The following is a 19,898-nucleotide window of genomic DNA, read 5'->3' on the forward strand; positions in this document are numbered from 1 at the left end:
CTTAACCTTTCGCCTTACGGTTTTGCTGAATGATGTCAAAGATCTGATCCCAGTAACGGATGACGTAGCCGTACAAAAATTCGTCGGGGTAGTAGTCAATCGGGGTCTCCACTGTGTATTTCCCACGCGCGGCGACCACCTGCCGCACCTCCTCCTCGGTGACACCCTTCTCCTTCAAAATGCTGCGAAACACATCGACAGCGCTTTCTTCCTCCGGCAGGTTCTGCTGCTGCGGTGCCAGTGTCTCCTGCATTGCTGTCTGCCTGACGGTTGTGGCTGCCGGAGTCTGCCCCCGCGAGAAGATATGAGCGATGTGTTTGTAGTCCAGATCCAAGACCTCCGGCAGCGGCACACGGCTTTTTGCGTCCCATGCGGGATGATGGGATGTGTACATGACACGCTTGCCACCCTGTGCCTTCTGCGTGTTGTTCTCCGAGGTGACCACAAAGGTCTGGTAGTTGCAAAAGAGCAGAATGTCGCACCACTCCTTGAGAAGCGGCGCTACCTGCTTGCTGAGTTTCATTTCCCAGCGGTCGTATGCCCCCATCTCGTCCGGCTGTTCAAACTTCCGCATCTTGGCGTGTGCCGTGACCACCACATGAACTCCAGAAGTCAGAACCATATCCAATGCGCCGAGAAGCCGCGAAAACTCCTCGCCCAAATAGGTATAGCCCTTGCCGTAGCCGAAGGACTCGATGGAGTTCTGCTTGTACTTTGTGCAGAGGTAGCTAACGATCAACTGCTCTGCCCAATCGGCGGTATCCAGCACCAGCGTCCTGCACACATCCTTGGTCGCTGCCACTTCCTTGACCACGGAGAGCATTTCCTCCCACGACTGCGGTTTCTCGATGCGTCGCACATCCATGTGCGCCGTGCCGCCCTCGGTGTCGATGAAGAGCGGATCGGGGAATTTTGCGGCAAGACCGGACTTTCCAATCCCCTCAGCCCCGTAGATGACCACCTTTTGGGCGCGGTCAATTTTCCCTTTCGTAATGTTCAGCATGATCTATTTCCTCCCTACTTGATCCGAAGACTCCGTCCTCTCGGCTCCAAACGTGCGCCGGGGACTTCCTCGCCGCCGCTTAATGCCTCATAGAGAGCCTCGCGATTCACTTCCTTATGCGCCGGCACAGTGACGAGGTATGCCTCCGGGATAAGAGCGGCATCGTCAATCTTGAGGGGCTGTTTGCCGCCGTTCTTCTGAACGCTCATGACACCATACTTGGTGGGAACTTTGGTTTTCCCCATCGCATCGAGGTTCTGCCGGTACCACTCCTTGATTCGTTTGATGCGGTTCTCTAAAATCTGCCGCTGCGCTTCAAAGCGTTTCTCTTCCTTCCTGTATGCCTCCGCATACGCTTCCAGCGATTTGATGAGCGCGATGCCGCCCGCGCATTTCTCCTCAAGGGCGCACTCGATGGACTGCAGCCCCTCTTCCAAAAGTTCCAAGTCCATCGTTTCATCCAAGACGAGGTCAAAGAGCGCGTTGAAACCTGCAGCAAGCTCATAAAGCGGTCGTGCCGGCATATGCACCCTCCTTCCCCTTCTCGAAGATGGCTACCTCGTCCACGGAATCTCCCGGCACGATCACCGTGAGCTTCACGGGACAACCAAGGAAGAAGCGAAGCAGACGCTCCCGCACTGTGAGCCGGTGGCAGGCCATGATCCCACCGCTCTGGCGCTCCCTGGATACCTTGATGTTGAGTGTGTGATGCATCGTGATTCATCCTTTCCGAAGGGCGGTTTGATGTTGCCCTTCACCTAAGAGCCACGGAAAATGCAAAACTTCATGGTTTTTAGAGAAAATTTTTCTTGTCGGGCAAGAATTTCCTGAGCCGCTGATAGATGCGCCGCATCCGCTCCGATATGGTGCTTTCCAATACGCCCTCCTGACGCGCAATCTCCGACTGGCGCACGCCTTCCCAGAACACACGCCGCAGAAGCTCCCGTTGCTGCGGACGAAGCTGCGCAATGGCGTGATGAAGCTCCGAATAATCCGCGCCGAGCAAAGCCGTCGACACATCGGGCATGGCATCCGCCCTCCGGCGGTCAAGATCATCGGCAGACAAGTGGACATGACGGCGCGTCTCGGTGCGATTCCTTCGGAAGGTTGGAGCATTGACCTCGGCATCCAAAATCTCCTGTGCCGTGCGCCGCTGAACTGCGTTCTTGTCCTCGGCTTCATCCAGACGCTGCCGATAGTCCGTCTCCACCATGACGGTGCATTCCTCCTCGGGAACTTCCAAAACAGTCGGATGGAGCTTGTCTTCGTAATACAGAGTGATTTTCATGGTCGTGTCCTTTCCGCCTTGGATGCGGGCGGCAGGAACACAAAAGGCCGATGCACGCGATGTACACCGGCCTCTTTCGCCTGAAAATGGGCGCAAAAAGTCACGGTGGAAACACCGAAGTGCCAATACTGCTCGTGCAGTTCGTCTCTTCGTGCGTTCCCGCCGCCCCTAATGGCCATCTCAAGGCATTGAGAAATTTACAAGATTTACGATTACGGCTTGTGAATGTTCACATTCACATAAATTCCATTAACAAAAATGTAGATTTTTCCCCCTTACTGCTGATATAATAGAAACTGTGTTTTATGTGCGATGATGTTCTCTCACCATCCGGGTAAAGCATACCAAATCCGCTCCCTCAAAAATTGGACTCCGATGGACGGGAGCGGACAGACTCTGTCCACTTTTCGCGAAGGGGGAGTTTTGTGTTAACCATCAGTCTGTTTTTACAGATCATGAGAAAGTACGTTGGTGCGGAGAACAAATCGATACCGAGTTTCTGCGCCTACTTCTTTGCCCTCTTTATGAAGGAACCGATCTCTTCTCGCGAGGTTGGTCTGGACGATGATGACAAGTACTACCCTTTCGGCAAGGAATCTGAGAAAAGTGCCGCCTACAAAATGTACAAGGGAAAGAGAGACATCCCGGAATCTGTCCTGCGGGCGGTTCATGCCAATCTTGACAAGAGCCGCTTCTTGGAAGCAGCCGCAGATATCCCCTTCGATGCCCGCAAAAATCTGTGCACCGACCTCTCTCAATACAGGGTAGATTGCACCACAGACAATGTGGACGAGACGTGCGCCGAGATTTTCTGCAGCATCATCAAAGCGGAACTGCAAAAACTCCCCGGCGCCCAAATTGATCTCTTTGAGGGAAGGAACGAAGTCGGCGAAGCTGTTCCTCCTGTGCCGATTCAACCCGCCCGCTTTGTGGATGGAGCGGTCTATCTTCCCGACGGCGATGTCATTAAACTGTCTGTCGCCCTGAAACCCTACAAGAATATCAACGAAGCCACGCTCCCGTATATCCATGCGCTCTGCGAGGTATATACGGAGCGGCTCGCAAAGGAAGTCACGCCCAAGACCACAGGCGAATTGCCGGAAAAACTGCAACGGCATTTAGAGCTGCAGCGGCAGGCATATTTCGATGCAAAAAGCATCGAACGCAGCGTGCGGGATGCCTTTGTGGATGGAGAGCGGCAATTTGATGCACTGAAGGACGATGCCTATGACGGCATCGAAATGGTGTATTTCGACGAGAATCATGAGACAGGCTATGACCGACTGCAGGAAGTATTGAAGAAAATCACCAGTACGGAACTTGCCAAGTCGAACCTCGTCAATATCAAGGGTTTTATCACAAACAAAACCCGAAAGGGCATCTGTCATATCTTGGTGGACGATGCGCGAATCAAATCGTGGGTGAACACCGATGCCTAAACTGTTCAATACGTCCTTTGAGGTGTCACTTCGCATTTTGCTCATCCTCTCTGCCGTAAAGCCCCGTTCCATAACCATTGACCGCATCGCGGCGTATGACCTTATGACAGTCTATGGACGGGATTTCGGTATGGCAGAACAAAACCTGCATGGCGAAAACCAGTTCAGCTTCAGCGAATTCTCCGCCAAACGGGAGCAATTGAACGGCGCATTGAAATCCCTCCTGCTGGACGGCTTTGCTGCCGTAGAGCATTCCCCCAGAGGATTCTTGTTCGGACTGAATGAGCGCGGCCGTGAGTTCGTGAAATCCATGCAGTCCGAATACGCTGCAGCATATATGGAGACAGTAAAAAAGACACACCGGATGCTTGGAAAAACATCCGATGCGTCTTTGCTTTCAAAGATTACGCGACAGGCGATGGACGCGCTAAAGAGGAGATAAATGGATGGCCGGAATATATTTTAGCCGTGTCACGGCAAGAGGCATAGGCAAGTGCGACTCTTTCGTGGATTTCACCCCCGGTCTGAATATCATCTGCGGGCGATCAAATACTGGGAAGACCGCCATTGCTCGGTGCATTGATTTTGCGCTTGGCAAAATGGGCGAACCTCCCATAGACGAGCCCTTGGGTTACGACCAAGTGGAACTTCTGGTGCAGGCGGCCGCAGGAACGATCGGCATCACACGCAATTTTGGCAAAAATCAAGTGGACGTTAAGACCGACATCCCGGGTGTGTACAGTGGCAAATACAATCTGAACCACAGTCAGAGTAAAACCACCGCTTTACCGGTGCTGAGTGATCTGCTCCTGAACGTGATGGGGATTCCCACCCCCTGCATGGTGATCAAGAACATCGATTTCAAGCGGGCGCCGCTGACACTCCGAACCTTCCTCCATATGCTGATCTTCCTCAACAATGACATTGGCAATGTGAAATCCGTGTTGGAGCCGAAGGAAAGTATTCAAAAGACCGTCTTCTTTTCCTCCCTGCTGTTTCTGATGACCGGCTTCAATTTTCCCGAGCAGGATGAGCAGACCAAAAAGGAAATCCGCATTGCAGAGCAAAATGCCGTTACAAGATATGTGAACAGGCAAATCAGCAACGTCGCCGAGAAAAAGAAGGTACTGCAAAAACAGATGACGGCATTTCAGGGCATTGATGTGGAGCAGCAGATGACTTCCCTTATTGCAGGGATTGAGCAGACGGAATCTGCAATCTCTGCAGCACTCTCCCGCCGGCAGGATCTGGTGCAGGAAATGAGTGACCTGCAGGAGAAAGTTACCGAGGCGGAGCTGATGAAGTCTCGGTACGCCACCCTCAAAAGTCAGTACACAGCCGACATTAAACGGCTGACCTTCATTGCTGACGGCGAGATGAGCCGGAGTGTTCACGATAAGAACAACGTCTGCCCCTTTTGCGAGAGTCATTTCACGCCCAAGGATGATGAAACCTACATCGAGTCTGCCCGTGGAGAACTGTCCCGCATACTGGCTCAGATGAATGATTTGACGAAAGCAGAACAGTCGCTCGCCGAGGAAATGAACTGGATGTCGGTGGAAATGGCGAAACTTGATGCCGAGAAGGACAGCATCGAAAACCTCATTCAGCAGGAACTTCGCCCTAAGGCAGAGGAAATGCGTAAATCCCTCGCAGTCTACAAAAGTTTCCTGCAGTTAAAACGTGAGATGAGCGTGATCGATGATTTTGCAGCCGTCTGGGAGAAAGATTTACGGAATCCTCCGGTCGAAACAGAAAATGTGCGGCAATATCATCCCAGAGAGCATTTTGACGATGATTTCAAAAGGCTCATCAACCAATATTACATGGAAATCCTCCGTGAATGCAGCTATTCGCCAGAACCTACTTCTGCCAATTTCAACATCTCCGATTTTGACATAGAGATTGATGGGCATAAAAAATCTACCCATGAAGGGCAGGGATATACGTCCTTTGTCAACAGCGTAACTGCACTTACCTTCCGACACTATCTTGCTCACCATGGAAAATATTATCCGGGCTTCCTCATCATTGACACGCCCCTTCTTGGTCTTGACCAAGGCGTAGCGGATTCTGCGCCGGAAAGTATGTGTTCCGGACTCTTCCGCTATTTCATGAACCACCAAGAAGAGGGACAGCTGATTATCATTGAGAACTCCAAGAATCTGCCGGATTTGGACTACGAGGCAGCAGGTGCCAATGTCATCACCTTCACCAAGGGGCTGACGGAAGGCCGTCCCGGTTTTCTGCATGGCGTAGAGTAAGCGGAGACGGATATGCGAATAACTTATAACAGGCTGTGGAAGCTCCTGATCGACAAAGGCATGAATCGGCAGGATCTCAGGCGCATAACGGGCATCAGCCCCGCCTCCATCGCCAAGCTGGGCAAGGGCGAGAATATCACCACTGACATCCTGCTGAAGATATGCGTGGCTCTCGACTGCAATATTGAAGATATTATGGAGTCCGTGAAGGAGTAAGCTCATGCAGGATTCGATCCCCCCTCGATATGAACACGCCCTCCATCCAATATCTATGCCGTAAGGATAAGCAGCTGGCAAAGGTCACAGCAATAGTCGGTCGGTGCATGAGATGATTGAACAGATGCTTTCCATGAAGGTCAGTTAGAATATATACGCATGGAAAGCACATTTTTACTGACTGCGTCAAGTCTTGTCTCTCCCCCACCCCATTAGGTTTGCTCAGCTAACACATTAGTTTACCTGAAAGTAGGAGTTACGATGGCTGGTAATAACGGAGTAATATATACAAAAAAATGGGTAGTAAAACTTGTCTTGGATATTGCAGGCTACACGTCTGATCTTCCTCTTTGGAAAAACGTTGTGGTTGAGCCTTCTTGTGGTCATGGTTCTTTTGTTAGAGAGATTGTAGAGAGACTGATTGAATCTGCCAAAAGAGATGGTAAATTTAATGCTAATACACTGCAAAATTGCGTTGTCTGCTATGAGTTAGACGAAAACTCCGTCACCATTTCGCATTCGATTGCCAAAGAGATTCTTATTTTGAACGGGATGAACCATGAAGAAGCTGAAAAACTTTCAAGCATGTGGGTAATACATGGAGATTATCTTTTAGCAGATACAGTTCCTTGCGATTATGTGATAGGAAACCCGCCATATCTAAGAGCGACCGATATACCTGCAGAAGCAAGAGAAAAATACTGCTATCAGCTATCAACGATGACAAAAGGGTGCGATATATTCGTCGGCTTTATTGAAAAGGGAATAAAGTCACTTAAGGACAAAAATGGAGTCCTTGGCTTCATTTGTGCGGATAGATGGATGCAGAATCAGTATGGAAAAAAATTAAGAGGTTTGATTTCTAAGAAATATCATCTGGATACTATTGTCAGAATGCATGGGATAGATGCTTTTGAAACCGAGGTTTCGGCGTATCCTTCAATTATCCGCATTGATAAACTAGAGGGCAAAATCAAATATGCAGATTGTAAGCAAGCCTTCAGCAGTGATGATGCTCCGGAATTAAAGATGTGGCTTCAAAGCGGAGATAGTGATTATGTGGGTACAAATTTCTCCGCAATGAAACTTAACAGTCCAAAGGGAACTGCTATGATTCCGCTATCGGAGCCAAATAAGATTAAAAACATTCTCAACCTGATGAACCAGTTCCCATCTCTTGAGGATTCCGGGGTAAAACTTGGTATTGGTCTTGCCACCGGTAAAGACGATGTGTATATCGTAAAATCACCAAATCTTGTTGAAGAAGAGAGAATGCTGCCCATGTTCAATATGAGAGATTGGAGAAGGCGCGGCAACACAGATTCAAATTGGTTAGTTAATCCATGGAATCAGGATGGTTCATTAGTTGATTTGTCAGACTTCCCAAGATTAAAACTATATTTTGAAACCCATAAATCCGATATTACAAGAAGGCATGTAGCAAAGAAAAACCAGAAAGCATGGTACAGGACGATAGACAAAATAAACTGGCAGATCCTTGGAGCACCAATGCTGTTATTCCCTGATATGGCTATGAGTGCTGACCCTGTATATAGTGATGGAACAAGATATCCATGCCACAATTGCTACTGGCTGGTATCGGATCATTGGGATATAAAGGTACTCGGCGGTTTATTAATGAGTGACATAGCCGAATCCTTTATTGACGCATTGGGCGTAAAGATGAGAGGTGGTACAAAACGTTTCCAAGCGCAATATCTTCGTTTGATTCATGTTCCGAATCCAAAGGATATTCCTGATGAAACCGCCGAGGAGTTAAAACTTGCATTTGAAACGAATGATAGAGCTGCGGCAAGCCGTGCAGCCCTTGTTGCATATGGTTTGGAGGGTAAATAATGAATCAGAAAGTGAAAGATGCGCTTCTTCAAATGTACAGAAATCTGAATGAGGCTGAAACGAGACAAGCTGAACGCGGTGTCCATGATCAGGGCGAACGGAGCAAAGTAACAGGTGGAAAACATATGAATCCTATTGCAGAAGCAATTCGGCAGGATCTTATTTCATGTGGCTTTGTGGATAAAGATGTTTACTATAAAGGTGGATGCTTGCGGCTCCCAGGATGGTTCAGGCCATCGAAAGATTGGGATCTGTTGGCTTTTGGAGATGACGAGTTATTGGCAGCGGTTGAGCTGAAAAGCATTAATAGCTCATTCGGAAACAATGCTAATAACCGATCAGAAGAGTCACTTGGTAGTGCTATAGATTTGGATCATGCTGTAAAGAATTCACTCATTCCGTTCAATACACAGCCGCCTGTTATAGGTTATGTTCTTGTAGTCAAAATGTGTAATGAGAGTCTTAAGAAAAGCGGAGAGCCACATAAGAGTGTTTATCCAATAGACAAAGTGTTTTTGCATGCATCCTATTTCGAGAGATTGAGAATACTGTGTAAAAGACTGTTATCAGAAAGACTTTATCAGGCTGTTTGGATTGTCGGAGTAGATCCGAAAAGCGGTGAAATAGTTGAACCTGATAAGGATTTGACTTATGACAAATTCATCGCTGCCATCCAGTCTAGATTGACAGTTCATATGGCATAGCAAAATGGATTGCTTTATTCAAGAGAAGAGACATGTTTCTTCGAGTGTGAAGTTTTTACAGAGTGTCTTTCACACACTCACCCCCCCCGAGAGACGCTTCGATCAAACTCTTTATTTCACCATGAGAGGGAATCGTTAAATCCTTATTGTGGGACAGTATCTTCATTAAATTCTTCCATATGAAAAATCCTCCCAGTGTGGCTTTATACCACAACAGGAGGATTTTTTTATCTATCTGAGTATTCGTAGAAATCGATTGTAGCCCCTCTATATCGTCAATAGTAAATCTAAGTTTTCATTACCTCATCCCCTCTTTTTTGACATATTCGAGGTCTTTAGCAAAGCAGAGCCATTGTTTATTCCTTATCATTTATACTCGATGACTGTTTTTTGAATATTTTCTTTAAATCATTGTCATATTTTACTTTATTCATCACCTCTGAACTTAACTGAGAAAAAATATATGTTAATATTCTCTCTGTAAAATCAACTAGAATTTGTATGTGGAATGTTTTCAAATATGTCTTATCTTCTTCTATTTTATATCCAAAGTATTTACTGTCATTATGTGCATAAATGGTATCACGACGCTCTCTAAGAACATTTACCGTATGAGAAATAAATTCGTCCTTTTCAAGTTCATCTTGAAATTCATCAATCTTAGATAGAACATCCTTTTTATTTTTAAATAGAAAACTATTTTTCTTACATTTTTCAATTAACGAATATATGTTTTTGCTTTTCTTTGATTTATCGTACAGTCTCATCAACACCAACATATAGCTATCTGATAAAGCACATTCTGTAATTAAGGTGAAATTAGGTGCAGCAGCCATTTTATGCTCTAGGTCTCTAATATCCTTGAGCACAGAAATAAGATCCTGTGTGTATAATAATTGTAAAATATACCCTTCCACTTCTTTCAGGAAATCATTTTTCATCTTTTCTTGTTGACTCATTACGTCCACCTACATAACAGTTACTCGTATATCATGTTTTTATCATTGTATCGTTATTGACGTTACGTCGTTCATTGCCGCTACCAAAATGATACTAGAGGGAAAGGTCAGTGTTGCGTTCGCACGCGACACCGTAATCTGACGATCCTCGATTGGCTCACGCAGCACCTCAAGCGTCTTCTTGCTGAACTCCGGCAGCTCGTCGAGAAAGAGCACGCCGTGATGGGCAAGCGTCACCTCGCCCGGACGCGGAATGCTCCCGCCGCCGATCATCGCCACCGTCGAGGACGTATGATGCGGACTGCGGAAGGGGCGCGTGGTCACAAGCCCTGTATCCTTTCCGAGCAGCCCCGAGATGCTGTAAATCTTCGTGATCTCGATGGCTTCTTCCTTCGTCAGCTCCGGCAGAATCGAAGGCATCCGACGTGCCAGCATCGTCTTGCCCGAGCCGGGAACGCCAACCATGAGGACATTGTGCCCTCCTGCTGCCGCAATCTCAAGCGCACGTTTCGCCTGATACTGCCCCTGTACGTCCGCAAAGTCATCGGTAAACGCAGCGTCCTTTTTCTGTTCTGTTGCTTGTGGCTCAGCGGGAGTCAGTGTTTCTGCCCCTGTCAAATGACGCACAAGCTGCGCCAGATTCTCGACCGCATAGACCTTCAGTCCGTCAATCAGGAGTGCCTCATCTGCATTGGAGGGAGCAACGTAAAACTCTGTCAACCCATGTTCCCGCGCCGTGATTGCCATTGGGAGAATCCCGCTGATCGGTCGACAGTTTCCATCGAGGGAAAGCTCCGCAGAGAAGAGCGCATTCTGCACCGCCGCCTCTGGAACCATACCGTAGGATGCAAGGAGTCCGACGGCGATCGGCAGATCAAGCCCTGAACTGTCCTTTCGCACATCAGCAGGTGCAAGATTCACCGTCACCCGTTCCTGCCGCAGCTGGATGCCGGAGTTACGAATCGCCGTCCGTACCCGCTCCTTTGACTCCTTTACCGACGTATCGGGAAGACCGACCAGCTCAAAGCCCGGCAGCCCGGGCGACACATCCACCTCAACGTCGATAATCCGTCCATCTATCCCGAGGGTCGTCGCACCATAGGTCTTTGCAAACAACGGCCTTCCCTCCCACGTTTCAAATATAAGAAAATTATAACACAGGATAGGGGAAGATGGCTAATGATTCTTTGCAACAAAAAAGAGAGATTCCAGACGTCCAGGTAGAGCGAATGGAATCTCTGTGGTGAGAAATCTTAGTAAAATACTGATAATAAAGTTCAACCTTGCTATTTGAACGCTCTACTACTCCCACTGGAGAATTTTCCACAGAAAATTAAGCGATTAAAATAATAGCTATTTTTCGATAGGAAAGTAGTCTGCCGGAACGGGGGCAAGGATGCCAACGAAAATGAAGTCCTCTGTGCCCGTGTTCTTCATGCCGTGGCACATCCCCTTTGCAGAGACGATGACATCCCCCTTTTCGATAGGGCGTTCCTCGCCGATTGCTGGATAGAAAACGCCCTCACCTTGAATGCAGATCCAGATATCGTCCGCTTTGGCGTGTCCGTGCGGCTTGATTGTTTGCCCCGGCTTTAGCACCCAAACAACCCCGCTCGTCGACTCCGTCGCGTAGATCGGTGTGCGCGTCGCGACATCGCCCGATTTCGCCACTTCGGCGAGACGATAACGGCGTGTCTCGAAATCGTTTGTAATCGCCTTGCTCATCACGTTTTCTCCTCTCGTACAATCATTGGTTGAAATATTCCATGTTATTATAATTCGGTTCGTTGTAAAATGAAGTTGAACAGCTAAACAAAAACAAAATCCATAGTGACATCCCGTGCTATAATGGTTCTGCTACAAAACATCAGCAAAGGAGCACTATGGATTACCCCCATTCTACCACAACGGATGATATTGTCAAGAACAGTTGACAAATTTCTCACAAGGGAATGAACGCTTAAGTAGCTGCGGCAATAGAGTCATAGAACTGACGCCGCTTCACCATCGGAGGAAGCCCCCCGTTTGTTGAACAAATCCGACGGTTGTTCCAATAGCTCATGAAGTATCGCCAAACCAGTACCTTCAACTCTTCGATTGTCATCTTCTTTGTGTCATAGCGTCCATAGAGCAGCTCGGACTTCATGCGCGCCCACATACTCTCACAGCGCGCATTATCATGACAGCGTCCACCGGCACTGTTCATGCTTTGACGAATCCCATAGGTATGAATTGCCTCCCGATACAGCTGACTCGTATACTGGCTGCCGCGATCCGAGTGCAGGATTGCTCCCCTGAGCTTTGGGTAGGAGAGCATAGCGTTATCCAGCATCCTTACGCATAGAGAAGCCTTCATGTTCGTGTCCATAGACAGTCCGAGCACGCTGGCATCATAACAGTCAAAGAGTGCTGAAATGTAGAGTTTTCCGTCATACGCCGGAATCTTTGTCATGTCAGTGACACACTTGGAAAGAGGTGTGTCGGCAGTAAAATCGCGCCCCATGAGATCCTCTGACATCTGTGCCTTATGATCTGTTTTGGTGATACCGTTCGGTCTATGATTGGGGCGATGACTTAAGCCAATCTCTTCCATAACACGGTAAACAGTTCGTTCACTCGGAATACGGACGCCTTCCGGCTGTTTGATCTTGAGTGCCTGATACATGCGGATTCTTCCGTAGGTGTCGTTGCATTCGTCCTCTGCATGAATCTGCATCATGGCGTCGGCAAGTTCCTGATATTTCCATGGGCGGTCTTTGCTCGTCAAATACTGATAAAATCCCTGTCTCGTGACATGGAGCATCTTGCAGCAGAAGCTGATATTTCCTTTGAGGGCGCCATCTGAGGTCTTGAACGCAATCAACTTCATGCGTTCGTTTTTGTTGACTTCAGACGGCTCGCGGCGAAAAAAGCGCTTGCTTCCTCCAGAAAGTCATTCTCTTTCTTTAGCCGTCGAATTTCCTTCTCCTGTGCTTTGAGTTGTGCACGAAGCTGTACGAGTTCCTCGTGCAGACTTAGGGCACTCTGCGGTGTTTGCGTGCCACACCCAAGATCCAAATATCCAAGCCGATGAGCACGCATCCATGTATACATTGTGTTCTTGGAAATTCCCAGCTCTTTGGCGGCTTTCGCCTGACCGATTTCCTGCGCCAGCTTGATTGCCTGCACCTTAAATTCGTGATCGTATTGTCTGTTTGTTGCCATTTTGATCTCTCCTTCTCCTCTTTGACTTTATCTAAAATCCTTGCAGAGAAGTTGTCAACTTTATTTATACAACATCATCTTGCCCGAGCCGGGTACACCCACCATAAGGACGTTATGCCCTCCTGCCGCTGCAATCTCAAGCGCACGCTTCGCCTGATACTATCCCTGCACATCCGCAAAGTCATCGGTAAAGGCATTGTCTTTTGTGTCTTTGATTGGTTTTGGCGCAGAAGGAGTCAACTTCTCCGTACCCGTCAAATGACGCACAAGTTGTGCCAAATTCTCAACCGCATAGACCTTCAGTCCGTCAATCAGGAGTGCCTCGTCTGCATTGGACGGTGCAACGTAGAACTCCGTCAGACCGTTCTCCCGTGCCGTAATCGCCATCGGAAGGATGCCGCTGATCGGACGGCAGTTCCCATCGAGAGAGAGTTCTGCCGAGAACAGTGCGCTCTGCACTGCCGCCTCGGGAACCATACCGTAGGATGCAAGGAGTCCGACGGCAATCGGCAGATCAAGCCCGGAGCTGTCCTTTCGCACATCGGCGGGCGCAAGATTCACCGTCACCCTCTCCTGCCGCAGCTGAATGCCGGAGTTCCGAATCGCCGTGCGTACCCGCTCCTTCGACTCCTTCACCGACGTATCGGGAAGCCCCACCAGTTCAAAGCCCGGCAGCCCCGGCGACACATCCACCTCAACGTCGATAATCTGTCCATCTATCCCGAGGGTCGTCGCACCATAGGTCTTTGCAAACAAGGGCCTTCCCTCCTACGTTTCAAATATAAGAAAATTATAACACAGGATAGGGGAAGATGGCTAATGATTCTTTGTGAAAAAATCTGCCTGTAGCAGCCCCCATGCGGGAGGCTCTACACATAATGAAGAATTACGTTATCTCCTTATAATGCACCGTCAACGTATGCAGTCTTGTGCGGATCACATCTCTGAGTGCCAAAGGCTCGACTGTTTGCACTGCATCCCCATAGTGGATAAAGTAATCCGCGATGAACTCCTCCTCGCCCACATTGTAAAATCCATGGATATAGTACCGCCCATTCTCCTCCACAAGTCGCATGGATGGATAGTGTTCTTTATAAAAGAAATCCCGTCCCTGTGCCGTAATCTCGACGACAAAGGAGAGTGCATCGACACGGCAATAGAGATCCTCTGCGGGATGAGCAAAGGATAAAAGTGGCATCCCCGTCACATCCGTACACTCCTCCACCACAGTGATGCGGCCACACCGAAAGACACGCGCCTGCTCCATCTCGAAATCATGCGTTGTGTCATACCATAAATGTGATATAATGATAGACATCTATTCGTCTGACCTGCTATTTACGAGGAGATGTCATTATGACACAGCGTCCTGCATTTGATGAGATTCGCTCATATGAGGAGTTTATAAAATATTATTGGTATCGAACAGAACTCGTAGAGATTTGCAAAAAGCTTGGAATTGCACACAGGGGGGTAAAAAAAGATCTCAATCACAACATTGCAGAATACTTTAAAGGGAACATAGTCAAAGCCACTCCCCAAAAAGAGCAGATGATATCATCTGGAGCGATTTCCTTGGACACACCATTACTTGCTTGCAACTTTTCGTTCAACACAAAGTTTAGAACATATTTCTCAAATCTGACGAGGGTTTCTCCCTTTAAATTTACAGCAGATATGGCGACCGCATGGCGAAAGGTGAAAGCGGATCACGACACATCGTTTACTATACAGGACATGTTGAATGTATATAAGGGGATATCGACGTATGCAAAGTATGATTCTTCTGTATGCGAATGGAACCGCTTCTTAAAAGATTTCTGCGCTGATCCCATAAATGACAAGTTCAAATCAAAATTAAAGGCAGCTGCTATCCTATGGCGAATTGTTCGTGATTCCGATCAACCTAAAATGTATTCACGCACATTAGTGCAAGATCATTTAAAACAACTCGAAAAGCTTTAAGGATAACACTTCCTAATTAATTTGTTGACTGTATTGTAAGAAACGCTGATAACTGTAGTCCAACTTCTCTCAGCGCATCTTTTCCCTGCCAATGTCCCCCTTAGAGTACCAATCTTCATCCGCTTTGTTTCCTTAAATAGAACAAACCTCTACATCCATCAACGCCGCTCTCAATCCCGCCCTTGAAAACAACAACTACCGCGCCGTCCTCCTTAACTACAATGTGATCGAGCAGTCCACTCCATAGCTCCTCGTCAAACGCAAGCTGCTCCCCGTCGATACCACATACCACTTGAATCATGGTCTCCAAGGTCTTTCTCTTGCCCTCCCTCTCGGCAATTTGCTCGTCCAACCTCGCTAGATGCCCCTGCTTTTCCACATAGAGTGCGCGAATCTCATTTTCCTGTTTCAGATACGCATTCTGATCCTGTGCCACCCGTGCATTCTCACGAATCAGTGTTTCAAGCCGTTCTGCCAAAACACCGAGTTCCTGCTCTGCTCTGTTACGTTCCTCCGTCAGCTCTACCGTTTGGCAAACGTCGTCAATCAGGGATCGGAGTTCCGCAATTACGTTCTCTTTCACGTCCACCAAGGAGTTCAGTGCTTTGACGAAAATCTGTTTGATCTCATCCTCTGTCAGATGTCTTGTATTGCATGGCTTTCCCTTGTGGGTATATTTCTTGTTGCAGCGGTAGATGACTCTGCGGTACTTATCCGTCGAATGCCATACCTTCGCCCCGTACCAACCGCCACAGCAGCCGCATTTGATTTTGTTCGCAAAGATGCTCACACCGCTGTGCTTGCCGTTCTGCTCTCTACGCTTTATCTCCGCTTGCACAAAGTCGAACAAGTCCGGCGGGATAATCGCCTCATGATGCTCCTCCACATAATACTGCGGAATCTCGCCCGTATTCTTCCGTCGCGTCTTATCGAGGAAATCCGCCGTATACTCTTTCTGGATCAGTGCATCGCCACGATACTTCTCGTTGGTAAGAATGGAGCGCACTGTGGAGATGTACCACTTGTCCTTTCCCGACGGGGATTTGATTCCCCGCTTCTCCAACTCCTTGGTAATGGCATAAAAGGATCGCCCGCCAAGGAAGAGTTTGTAGATGAGCCTTACGATTTTCGCCTGCTCCTCGTTGATTTCGAAGTCCTTGTCATAGCCGAGGAACGCGCTGTAGCCCACACTGGTCTTGCCCTCGGCGAACTGCTTCCGCTTGCCCCATGTGGTGTTTTCCGAGATGCTGCGGCTCTCCTCCTGAGCCAGGCTGGACATAATCGTGATAAGGAGTTCTCCGCGCGAATCGAACGTCCATATGTTCTCCTTTTCGAAGTAAATTTCTACGCCATGTTCCTTGAGCTTTCGGACGTTCTGAAGTGAATCCACAGTGTTTCTTGCAAAGCGGCTGACAGACTTTGTGATGATGAGGTCAATCTCACCGGCAAGGGCATCCTCGATCATCTGGTTGAACCCATCCCGCTTCTTTGTGTTGGTTCCACTGATCCCTTCATCCGAATACATGCCGACGAAATCCCAGTCTGCACGGCTCTCGATGTAGTTCTTATAATGCGCCATCTGCATCTCATAACTGGAAGCCTGTTCTTCATGGTCAGTGGAAACTCTGGCATATCCTGCCGTTCTGCGCCGCCTTGGTTCTGCCGTAACCTCAGAACGAAAGATTTTAGGGCTTGCTGGGATGACCCTCACTGTCTTTGCCATCGGTATGCGCCTCCTTCTTTGAGGTGAAATATGACTTCATCATCGGATATGGCAATCCACTCGACGTTCTGCACAATCTTTCCCTCGTAGCCATCGCCGAACAAGGATTCTGCCGCTTCTTTGAGTTCGGATTCGGGCAGCCGCTTCAGTCGACACTTTGTTCGCGGCTGACTGCAAGACCACACCTTAGTTCTCTTTGTCCATGTATCGCGCTCACACTTGCTGTCGCAGGAAGCGCAATACACTTTGTTCGTGAAGGGATTGCTGCCGCGCTGCCCGTTGTAGATTCGGGCAGTCTTTTTTATGCGACCATTGGTTAGGTGAAATTCCACACAGTCATTGTGAATGACGATCTTAGAGACTTTGCGTCTGAGTTCTGCGGCATCAAACTCATCCTTCTGCATGACGGTTCTGACCGCAGCCACAAGTTCCTCTTCCTTGATTGGACGGCTACCACAGGATTCCCTACCCTTCCGCTCTCTCGTATTGCAGCCCCACCGTCTGTACTTCCCGGCGGTTCTTCTGCTGAAGCCGCCTCCGCAACATCCGCATTTCACCATTCCGGAGAACGGAAGAACAGGATTCCGATTCACAGCCCGTTCGGCTCTCCGTTTCCGTATCTCCTGCGCCTTATCGAAGTCTGTCTTTGACACCAGAGGCTCGAACGTCCCCTCCACCAGATACATGGGAAGTTCCCCTTTATTCCGCTTGCGGATATGACCTTCTGTGATGTAGTTCTTCTGCAACGCCATCGTGCCCGTGTAGGAGCAATTTGAGAGGATGTCCTTTACCGTGGTCTGCTCGATGGGTCTCCCCTGCCGTCCCATAATTCCATGCTCTGCGAGACTATTTGCGATGGCATAGGCAGATTCCCCGGCAAGGTATCTTCGGTAAATCTCCTTGACGACCTTGCCCTCGGCAGGAACAATGCGAAACATCTCTCCGTCCCATGTGTAGCCGTACGGTGCTTTATGTCCGTTCGGAATCCCCTCTGCGAACCGTCGCCGCACGCCCCACCGAATGTTGTCACCAATGCTTCTGCTCTCTTCCTGCGCAAAAGATGCGAGCAGCGTCAAGAGGAGTTCTCCGTCCTCGGATGTGGAATCAATGTTCTCGCGCTCAAAGCGGACGGCAATCCCCTTCTCTTTCAGTCGTCGAACGGTATGAAGGCAATCCACGGTATCTCTGGCAAAACGGCTGATGCTTTTGACGAGCACCAAATCAATCTTCCCGGCGTTGCAGTCGGCGATCAGTCGCTTGAACTCATCTCGGTGTGTAGTGCTTGTCCCTGTGATTCCTTCGTCTGCGTACACGCCGGCATATTCCCACGCAGGATTGTTTTGGATGAGAGCACTGTAGTAACTGACCTGCGCCGCAAGGGAGTGGTGAAGCGTATCCACAGAAACGCGCGCATAAGCAGCCACACGCAGCTTTTTCTGCAATACAGTGCTTGGTTGAACCCGTCGTATCTTCATGCTAGTCCCTCCTTTCCACTCCCATATTCCCGTACTATCCGCACGATAGCAAGTCAATATCTGAAAATAGAAGCCCGATGACGGGACGATATTTCTCGCGCATTTTCGCTTCAAACGCAAGATACTCGTCCTCTGACAAAAGCCCGCTCTGCAGCATTTTCCATGAAGCACGCATCACCATCTGATACGTCATTTCCCGAAGCCCTTCTTCCTTGCTCATCTCAACATCTCCCTTCATGAAGCAGCGGACAAAACCGGCTCTTGTGGTCACCCAAAAAGTAAAAAAATAACCCGACGATCATTCGCCGGGCGTTGAGGTTGTTATGTATCTTACTGATTTTTAAGACTATGCATCATGTCCTGCAATTTCTGTGGGACGGGAAGCCCCATCCGTGCTGCGTTCTCGATGATCGAGATTCCTTCGTTCGAGATGTAGAAGAAGATCACCGCAGAGCGCAGGACGCATCCGCTTCCAATGATGTGAACATCTAACACATTCGCCACACCCACAAGAGTAAAGATGCAGACCTTCTTGCAGATCCCCTTGAAGCCGATGGTACTGGACAGTTTCTTTTCCACAATCGCACGGAGAACTCCCGTGATGTAGTCCGTCGCAACAAATACGACGAGGGCATAGAGCAGATCGTCAAAGCTGCCGAGGAACTCCCCGACTACGATGCCGATGCCCGCCGCATAGAGACGTATTGTCAAAATCTGATCCATATCAGACACCTCCTGCTTTCTTCCATTTATTGAGATTGCTCATCCTGCGCAGACGGTAGTTATAGCATCCACGCATTAGTTCTGTAAACTGACCGTCTTTCCATAAATATAATGGCGATCCCGTGCTGACAAGATATTTCCCCTGTCCCAGAGGGCAGAGACTTGTACGGGCAGTCGGATTCGTTTCCAGTTCCATGAGCAGCTCGTCCTTTGCACTGTAAATCTTTGAAATGTACTTTTTCCCAGAGATAAGATAGTCAAGATTTGCAGGAAAGCGCATATACATGCCGTCATGGAGAGGATAGCGGATGCTGTAATCCGGTGCGCTCCATCTGCTTTCCGAAGTATGAGATTCCCCTGTAACAGAGTCTCTTGACGTTGTTTTGGTTTTCTCCATCCAAGGCTCAAGATTGCTGCCATCGAAGAACACATAACGGTCTGTGCTGACATGACTTCCGCCTCCCCCATGCTCTGATGTTGCGTGCCATATCATCACTTTGAAGTTCCCAGCTTTATCCACCCGCCCGCCTTCTGTTTGACAGCTATAGAGGTCAGTGGGACCGGATACGGCGGGAGCACCAAACATCTGCACAAGATCGTATGCGGCGATGATCTCTCCGTTGCGTTTGACAGAGAGAATACTGTCACGCTGATCTGCCCCGATGAGCGGGAACACGAGAGCATTGACAGCTTCAAGGGTATAGAGATTTCCCCGCTCATCCATTTCGGCATCAAGCATTCCATAGCCTGTAACATACGCGAAGTGGCGACTGCTGTTGACCATCCATATATCCTCTTGGGAAAAACCGAGCGGATGAATCTTTCCTTTTGCATAGTATGAATGGAGCATCTGGTTTTTTTGATCCTTCCACTTTATCTGGAGGAGCGGTATGCCGGAAAGGACATTCGTCGGAACATAACTGCCGCCGCCCTCGGCTTCATGCCCGTAGACGCAGCGACCATCCGTCCAGATCCATTCACCCGGATAAACAGAACGATTCCCTATGCAGGTAAGCCACGATCCGTCAGCAAGCACTTTATTTCCGCTCACAGCTTTCACTCTAGCCCTGTGCATCGT

General features: G+C 48.7%; 22 protein-coding genes and 1 pseudogene. 7 read left to right on the top strand and 16 right to left on the bottom strand.

Going from position 1 to position 19,898, the window contains the following annotated elements:
- Position 1: 1 nt before the first annotated feature.
- From BCS37_RS06320 to BCS37_RS06335, 4 genes are all read right to left on the bottom strand, one after another.
- Positions 2–1,003: an ATP-binding protein gene (locus tag BCS37_RS06320; protein ID WP_069180664.1), complete on the bottom strand. Its 1,002-nt coding sequence runs from the start codon at positions 1,001–1,003 to the stop codon at positions 2–4.
- A gap of 14 nt (positions 1,004–1,017) precedes the next feature.
- Positions 1,018–1,527 (bottom strand): siphovirus Gp157 family protein, encoded by a 510-nt coding sequence (locus BCS37_RS06325; RefSeq protein ID WP_069180665.1) that lies wholly within the window; start codon positions 1,525–1,527, stop codon positions 1,018–1,020.
- Positions 1,505–1,717 carry a hypothetical protein gene (locus tag BCS37_RS06330; protein ID WP_069180666.1) on the bottom strand — a complete coding sequence of 71 codons (213 nt, stop codon included), beginning with the start codon at positions 1,715–1,717 and terminating at the stop codon, positions 1,505–1,507. Before BCS37_RS06330 ends, BCS37_RS06325 begins: the two co-directional genes overlap by 23 nt.
- Before the next feature lie 79 nt (positions 1,718–1,796).
- A complete protein-coding gene (locus tag BCS37_RS06335) occupies positions 1,797–2,291 on the bottom strand; it encodes an RNA polymerase sigma factor (RefSeq protein ID WP_069180667.1) in 495 nt (164 codons plus the stop codon).
- 425 nt (positions 2,292–2,716) lie between these two features.
- Here BCS37_RS06335 and BCS37_RS06340 point away from each other — a divergent pair, with 425 nt between their 5' ends.
- The 6 genes from BCS37_RS06340 to BCS37_RS06365 all read left to right on the top strand — a co-directional run bounded on the left by BCS37_RS06340 (position 2,717) and on the right by BCS37_RS06365 (position 8,771).
- Positions 2,717–3,730: an ABC-three component system protein gene (locus BCS37_RS06340; RefSeq protein WP_069180668.1), complete on the top strand. Its 1,014-nt coding sequence runs from the start codon at positions 2,717–2,719 to the stop codon at positions 3,728–3,730.
- Entirely contained in the window at positions 3,723–4,172 is a 450-nt protein-coding gene (locus BCS37_RS06345; protein ID WP_069180669.1) for an ABC-three component system middle component 2, read from the top strand. Before BCS37_RS06340 ends, BCS37_RS06345 begins: the two co-directional genes overlap by 8 nt.
- Before the next feature lie 4 nt (positions 4,173–4,176).
- Positions 4,177–5,994 (top strand): ATP-binding protein, encoded by a 1,818-nt coding sequence (locus tag BCS37_RS06350; RefSeq protein WP_069180670.1) that lies wholly within the window; start codon positions 4,177–4,179, stop codon positions 5,992–5,994.
- Positions 5,995–6,006: 12 nt separating this feature from the next.
- Positions 6,007–6,210: a helix-turn-helix domain-containing protein gene (locus tag BCS37_RS06355; RefSeq protein WP_069180671.1), complete on the top strand. Its 204-nt coding sequence runs from the start codon at positions 6,007–6,009 to the stop codon at positions 6,208–6,210.
- Positions 6,211–6,471: 261 nt separating this feature from the next.
- Positions 6,472–8,067, top strand: a complete 1,596-nt coding sequence (locus BCS37_RS06360; RefSeq protein ID WP_069180672.1) for an Eco57I restriction-modification methylase domain-containing protein — start codon at positions 6,472–6,474, stop codon at positions 8,065–8,067.
- Complete coding sequence (locus tag BCS37_RS06365) at positions 8,067–8,771, top strand: PaeR7I family type II restriction endonuclease (protein ID WP_069180673.1); 705 nt, start codon at positions 8,067–8,069, stop codon at positions 8,769–8,771. Before BCS37_RS06360 ends, BCS37_RS06365 begins: the two co-directional genes overlap by 1 nt.
- A gap of 356 nt (positions 8,772–9,127) precedes the next feature.
- Here BCS37_RS06365 and BCS37_RS06370 read toward each other — a convergent pair whose 3' ends face one another.
- The 7 genes and pseudogenes from BCS37_RS06370 to BCS37_RS06400 form a co-directional block, all read right to left on the bottom strand.
- Positions 9,128–9,730: an AbiU2 domain-containing protein gene (locus tag BCS37_RS06370; protein ID WP_069180674.1), complete on the bottom strand. Its 603-nt coding sequence runs from the start codon at positions 9,728–9,730 to the stop codon at positions 9,128–9,130.
- A 42-nt stretch (positions 9,731–9,772) separates the two neighbouring features.
- Positions 9,773–10,846 (bottom strand): YifB family Mg chelatase-like AAA ATPase, encoded by a 1,074-nt coding sequence (locus tag BCS37_RS06375; protein ID WP_083205776.1) that lies wholly within the window; start codon positions 10,844–10,846, stop codon positions 9,773–9,775.
- Between the two features lie 237 nt (positions 10,847–11,083).
- Complete coding sequence (locus tag BCS37_RS06380; protein ID WP_006696188.1) at positions 11,084–11,455, bottom strand: cupin domain-containing protein; 372 nt, start codon at positions 11,453–11,455, stop codon at positions 11,084–11,086.
- A gap of 235 nt (positions 11,456–11,690) precedes the next feature.
- Positions 11,691–12,599 (bottom strand): IS3 family transposase, encoded by a 909-nt coding sequence (locus BCS37_RS06385; RefSeq protein ID WP_006696189.1) that lies wholly within the window; start codon positions 12,597–12,599, stop codon positions 11,691–11,693.
- Entirely contained in the window at positions 12,596–12,934 is a 339-nt protein-coding gene (locus BCS37_RS06390; protein ID WP_006696190.1) for a transposase, read from the bottom strand. The genes BCS37_RS06385 and BCS37_RS06390 overlap by 4 nt, the downstream gene beginning before the upstream one ends.
- A 69-nt stretch (positions 12,935–13,003) precedes the next feature.
- A pseudogene (locus BCS37_RS06395) lies at positions 13,004–13,690 on the bottom strand (magnesium chelatase domain-containing protein); the annotation flags it as partial.
- A gap of 130 nt (positions 13,691–13,820) precedes the next feature.
- A complete protein-coding gene (locus BCS37_RS06400; RefSeq protein WP_069180675.1) occupies positions 13,821–14,252 on the bottom strand; it encodes a WYL domain-containing protein in 432 nt (143 codons plus the stop codon).
- A 38-nt stretch (positions 14,253–14,290) separates the two neighbouring features.
- On the opposite strand from BCS37_RS06400, the gene BCS37_RS06405 reads away from it, so the two are divergent.
- On the top strand, positions 14,291–14,899 hold the full coding sequence (locus BCS37_RS06405; RefSeq protein WP_021685511.1) for an SAP domain-containing protein: 609 nt from the start codon (positions 14,291–14,293) through the stop codon (positions 14,897–14,899).
- 115 nt (positions 14,900–15,014) lie between these two features.
- On the opposite strand, the gene BCS37_RS06410 is transcribed toward BCS37_RS06405, so the two are convergent.
- From BCS37_RS06410 to BCS37_RS06430, 5 genes are all read right to left on the bottom strand, one after another.
- Positions 15,015–16,622: a recombinase family protein gene (locus BCS37_RS06410; RefSeq protein ID WP_069180676.1), complete on the bottom strand. Its 1,608-nt coding sequence runs from the start codon at positions 16,620–16,622 to the stop codon at positions 15,015–15,017.
- Entirely contained in the window at positions 16,607–18,097 is a 1,491-nt protein-coding gene (locus BCS37_RS06415; protein WP_069180677.1) for a recombinase family protein, read from the bottom strand. Before BCS37_RS06415 ends, BCS37_RS06410 begins: the two co-directional genes overlap by 16 nt.
- 34 nt (positions 18,098–18,131) lie before the next feature.
- Complete coding sequence (locus tag BCS37_RS06420) at positions 18,132–18,317, bottom strand: SHOCT domain-containing protein (protein ID WP_009438368.1); 186 nt, start codon at positions 18,315–18,317, stop codon at positions 18,132–18,134.
- 110 nt (positions 18,318–18,427) lie between these two features.
- On the bottom strand, positions 18,428–18,820 hold the full coding sequence (locus BCS37_RS06425) for a phage holin family protein (protein ID WP_069180678.1): 393 nt from the start codon (positions 18,818–18,820) through the stop codon (positions 18,428–18,430).
- 1 nt (position 18,821) lies between these two features.
- Positions 18,822–19,895 (bottom strand): hypothetical protein, encoded by a 1,074-nt coding sequence (locus BCS37_RS06430; RefSeq protein WP_069180679.1) that lies wholly within the window; start codon positions 19,893–19,895, stop codon positions 18,822–18,824.
- Positions 19,896–19,898: the final 3 nt, after the last annotated feature.

Source organism: Selenomonas sp. oral taxon 920, assembly GCF_001717585.1.
Lineage (GTDB): Bacteria > Bacillota > Negativicutes > Selenomonadales > Selenomonadaceae > Centipeda.

Excerpts from the sequence above, each read along its gene's own strand:
- BCS37_RS06405 (WP_021685511.1), top strand. The coding sequence starts at position 14,291 with ATGACACAGCGTCCTGCATTTGATGAGATTCGCTCATATGAGGAGTTT.
- BCS37_RS06420 (WP_009438368.1), bottom strand. The coding sequence starts at position 18,317 with ATGAGCAAGGAAGAAGGGCTTCGGGAAATGACGTATCAGATGGTGATG.
- BCS37_RS06380 (WP_006696188.1), bottom strand. The coding sequence starts at position 11,455 with ATGAGCAAGGCGATTACAAACGATTTCGAGACACGCCGTTATCGTCTC.
- BCS37_RS06320 (WP_069180664.1), bottom strand. The coding sequence starts at position 1,003 with ATGCTGAACATTACGAAAGGGAAAATTGACCGCGCCCAAAAGGTGGTC.
- BCS37_RS06390 (WP_006696190.1), bottom strand. The coding sequence starts at position 12,934 with ATGGCAACAAACAGACAATACGATCACGAATTTAAGGTGCAGGCAATC.
- BCS37_RS06400 (WP_069180675.1), bottom strand. The coding sequence starts at position 14,252 with ATGTCTATCATTATATCACATTTATGGTATGACACAACGCATGATTTC.
- BCS37_RS06365 (WP_069180673.1), top strand. The coding sequence starts at position 8,067 with ATGAATCAGAAAGTGAAAGATGCGCTTCTTCAAATGTACAGAAATCTG.
- BCS37_RS06360 (WP_069180672.1), top strand. The coding sequence starts at position 6,472 with ATGGCTGGTAATAACGGAGTAATATATACAAAAAAATGGGTAGTAAAA.
- BCS37_RS06425 (WP_069180678.1), bottom strand. The coding sequence starts at position 18,820 with ATGGATCAGATTTTGACAATACGTCTCTATGCGGCGGGCATCGGCATC.
- BCS37_RS06385 (WP_006696189.1), bottom strand. The coding sequence starts at position 12,599 with ATGAAGTTGATTGCGTTCAAGACCTCAGATGGCGCCCTCAAAGGAAAT.
- BCS37_RS06350 (WP_069180670.1), top strand. The coding sequence starts at position 4,177 with ATGGCCGGAATATATTTTAGCCGTGTCACGGCAAGAGGCATAGGCAAG.
- BCS37_RS06410 (WP_069180676.1), bottom strand. The coding sequence starts at position 16,622 with ATGGCAAAGACAGTGAGGGTCATCCCAGCAAGCCCTAAAATCTTTCGT.
- BCS37_RS06335 (WP_069180667.1), bottom strand. The coding sequence starts at position 2,291 with ATGAAAATCACTCTGTATTACGAAGACAAGCTCCATCCGACTGTTTTG.
- BCS37_RS06325 (WP_069180665.1), bottom strand. The coding sequence starts at position 1,527 with ATGCCGGCACGACCGCTTTATGAGCTTGCTGCAGGTTTCAACGCGCTC.
- BCS37_RS06355 (WP_069180671.1), top strand. The coding sequence starts at position 6,007 with ATGCGAATAACTTATAACAGGCTGTGGAAGCTCCTGATCGACAAAGGC.
- BCS37_RS06415 (WP_069180677.1), bottom strand. The coding sequence starts at position 18,097 with ATGAAGATACGACGGGTTCAACCAAGCACTGTATTGCAGAAAAAGCTG.
- BCS37_RS06430 (WP_069180679.1), bottom strand. The coding sequence starts at position 19,895 with ATGCACAGGGCTAGAGTGAAAGCTGTGAGCGGAAATAAAGTGCTTGCT.
- BCS37_RS06345 (WP_069180669.1), top strand. The coding sequence starts at position 3,723 with ATGCCTAAACTGTTCAATACGTCCTTTGAGGTGTCACTTCGCATTTTG.
- BCS37_RS06370 (WP_069180674.1), bottom strand. The coding sequence starts at position 9,730 with ATGAGTCAACAAGAAAAGATGAAAAATGATTTCCTGAAAGAAGTGGAA.
- BCS37_RS06330 (WP_069180666.1), bottom strand. The coding sequence starts at position 1,717 with ATGCATCACACACTCAACATCAAGGTATCCAGGGAGCGCCAGAGCGGT.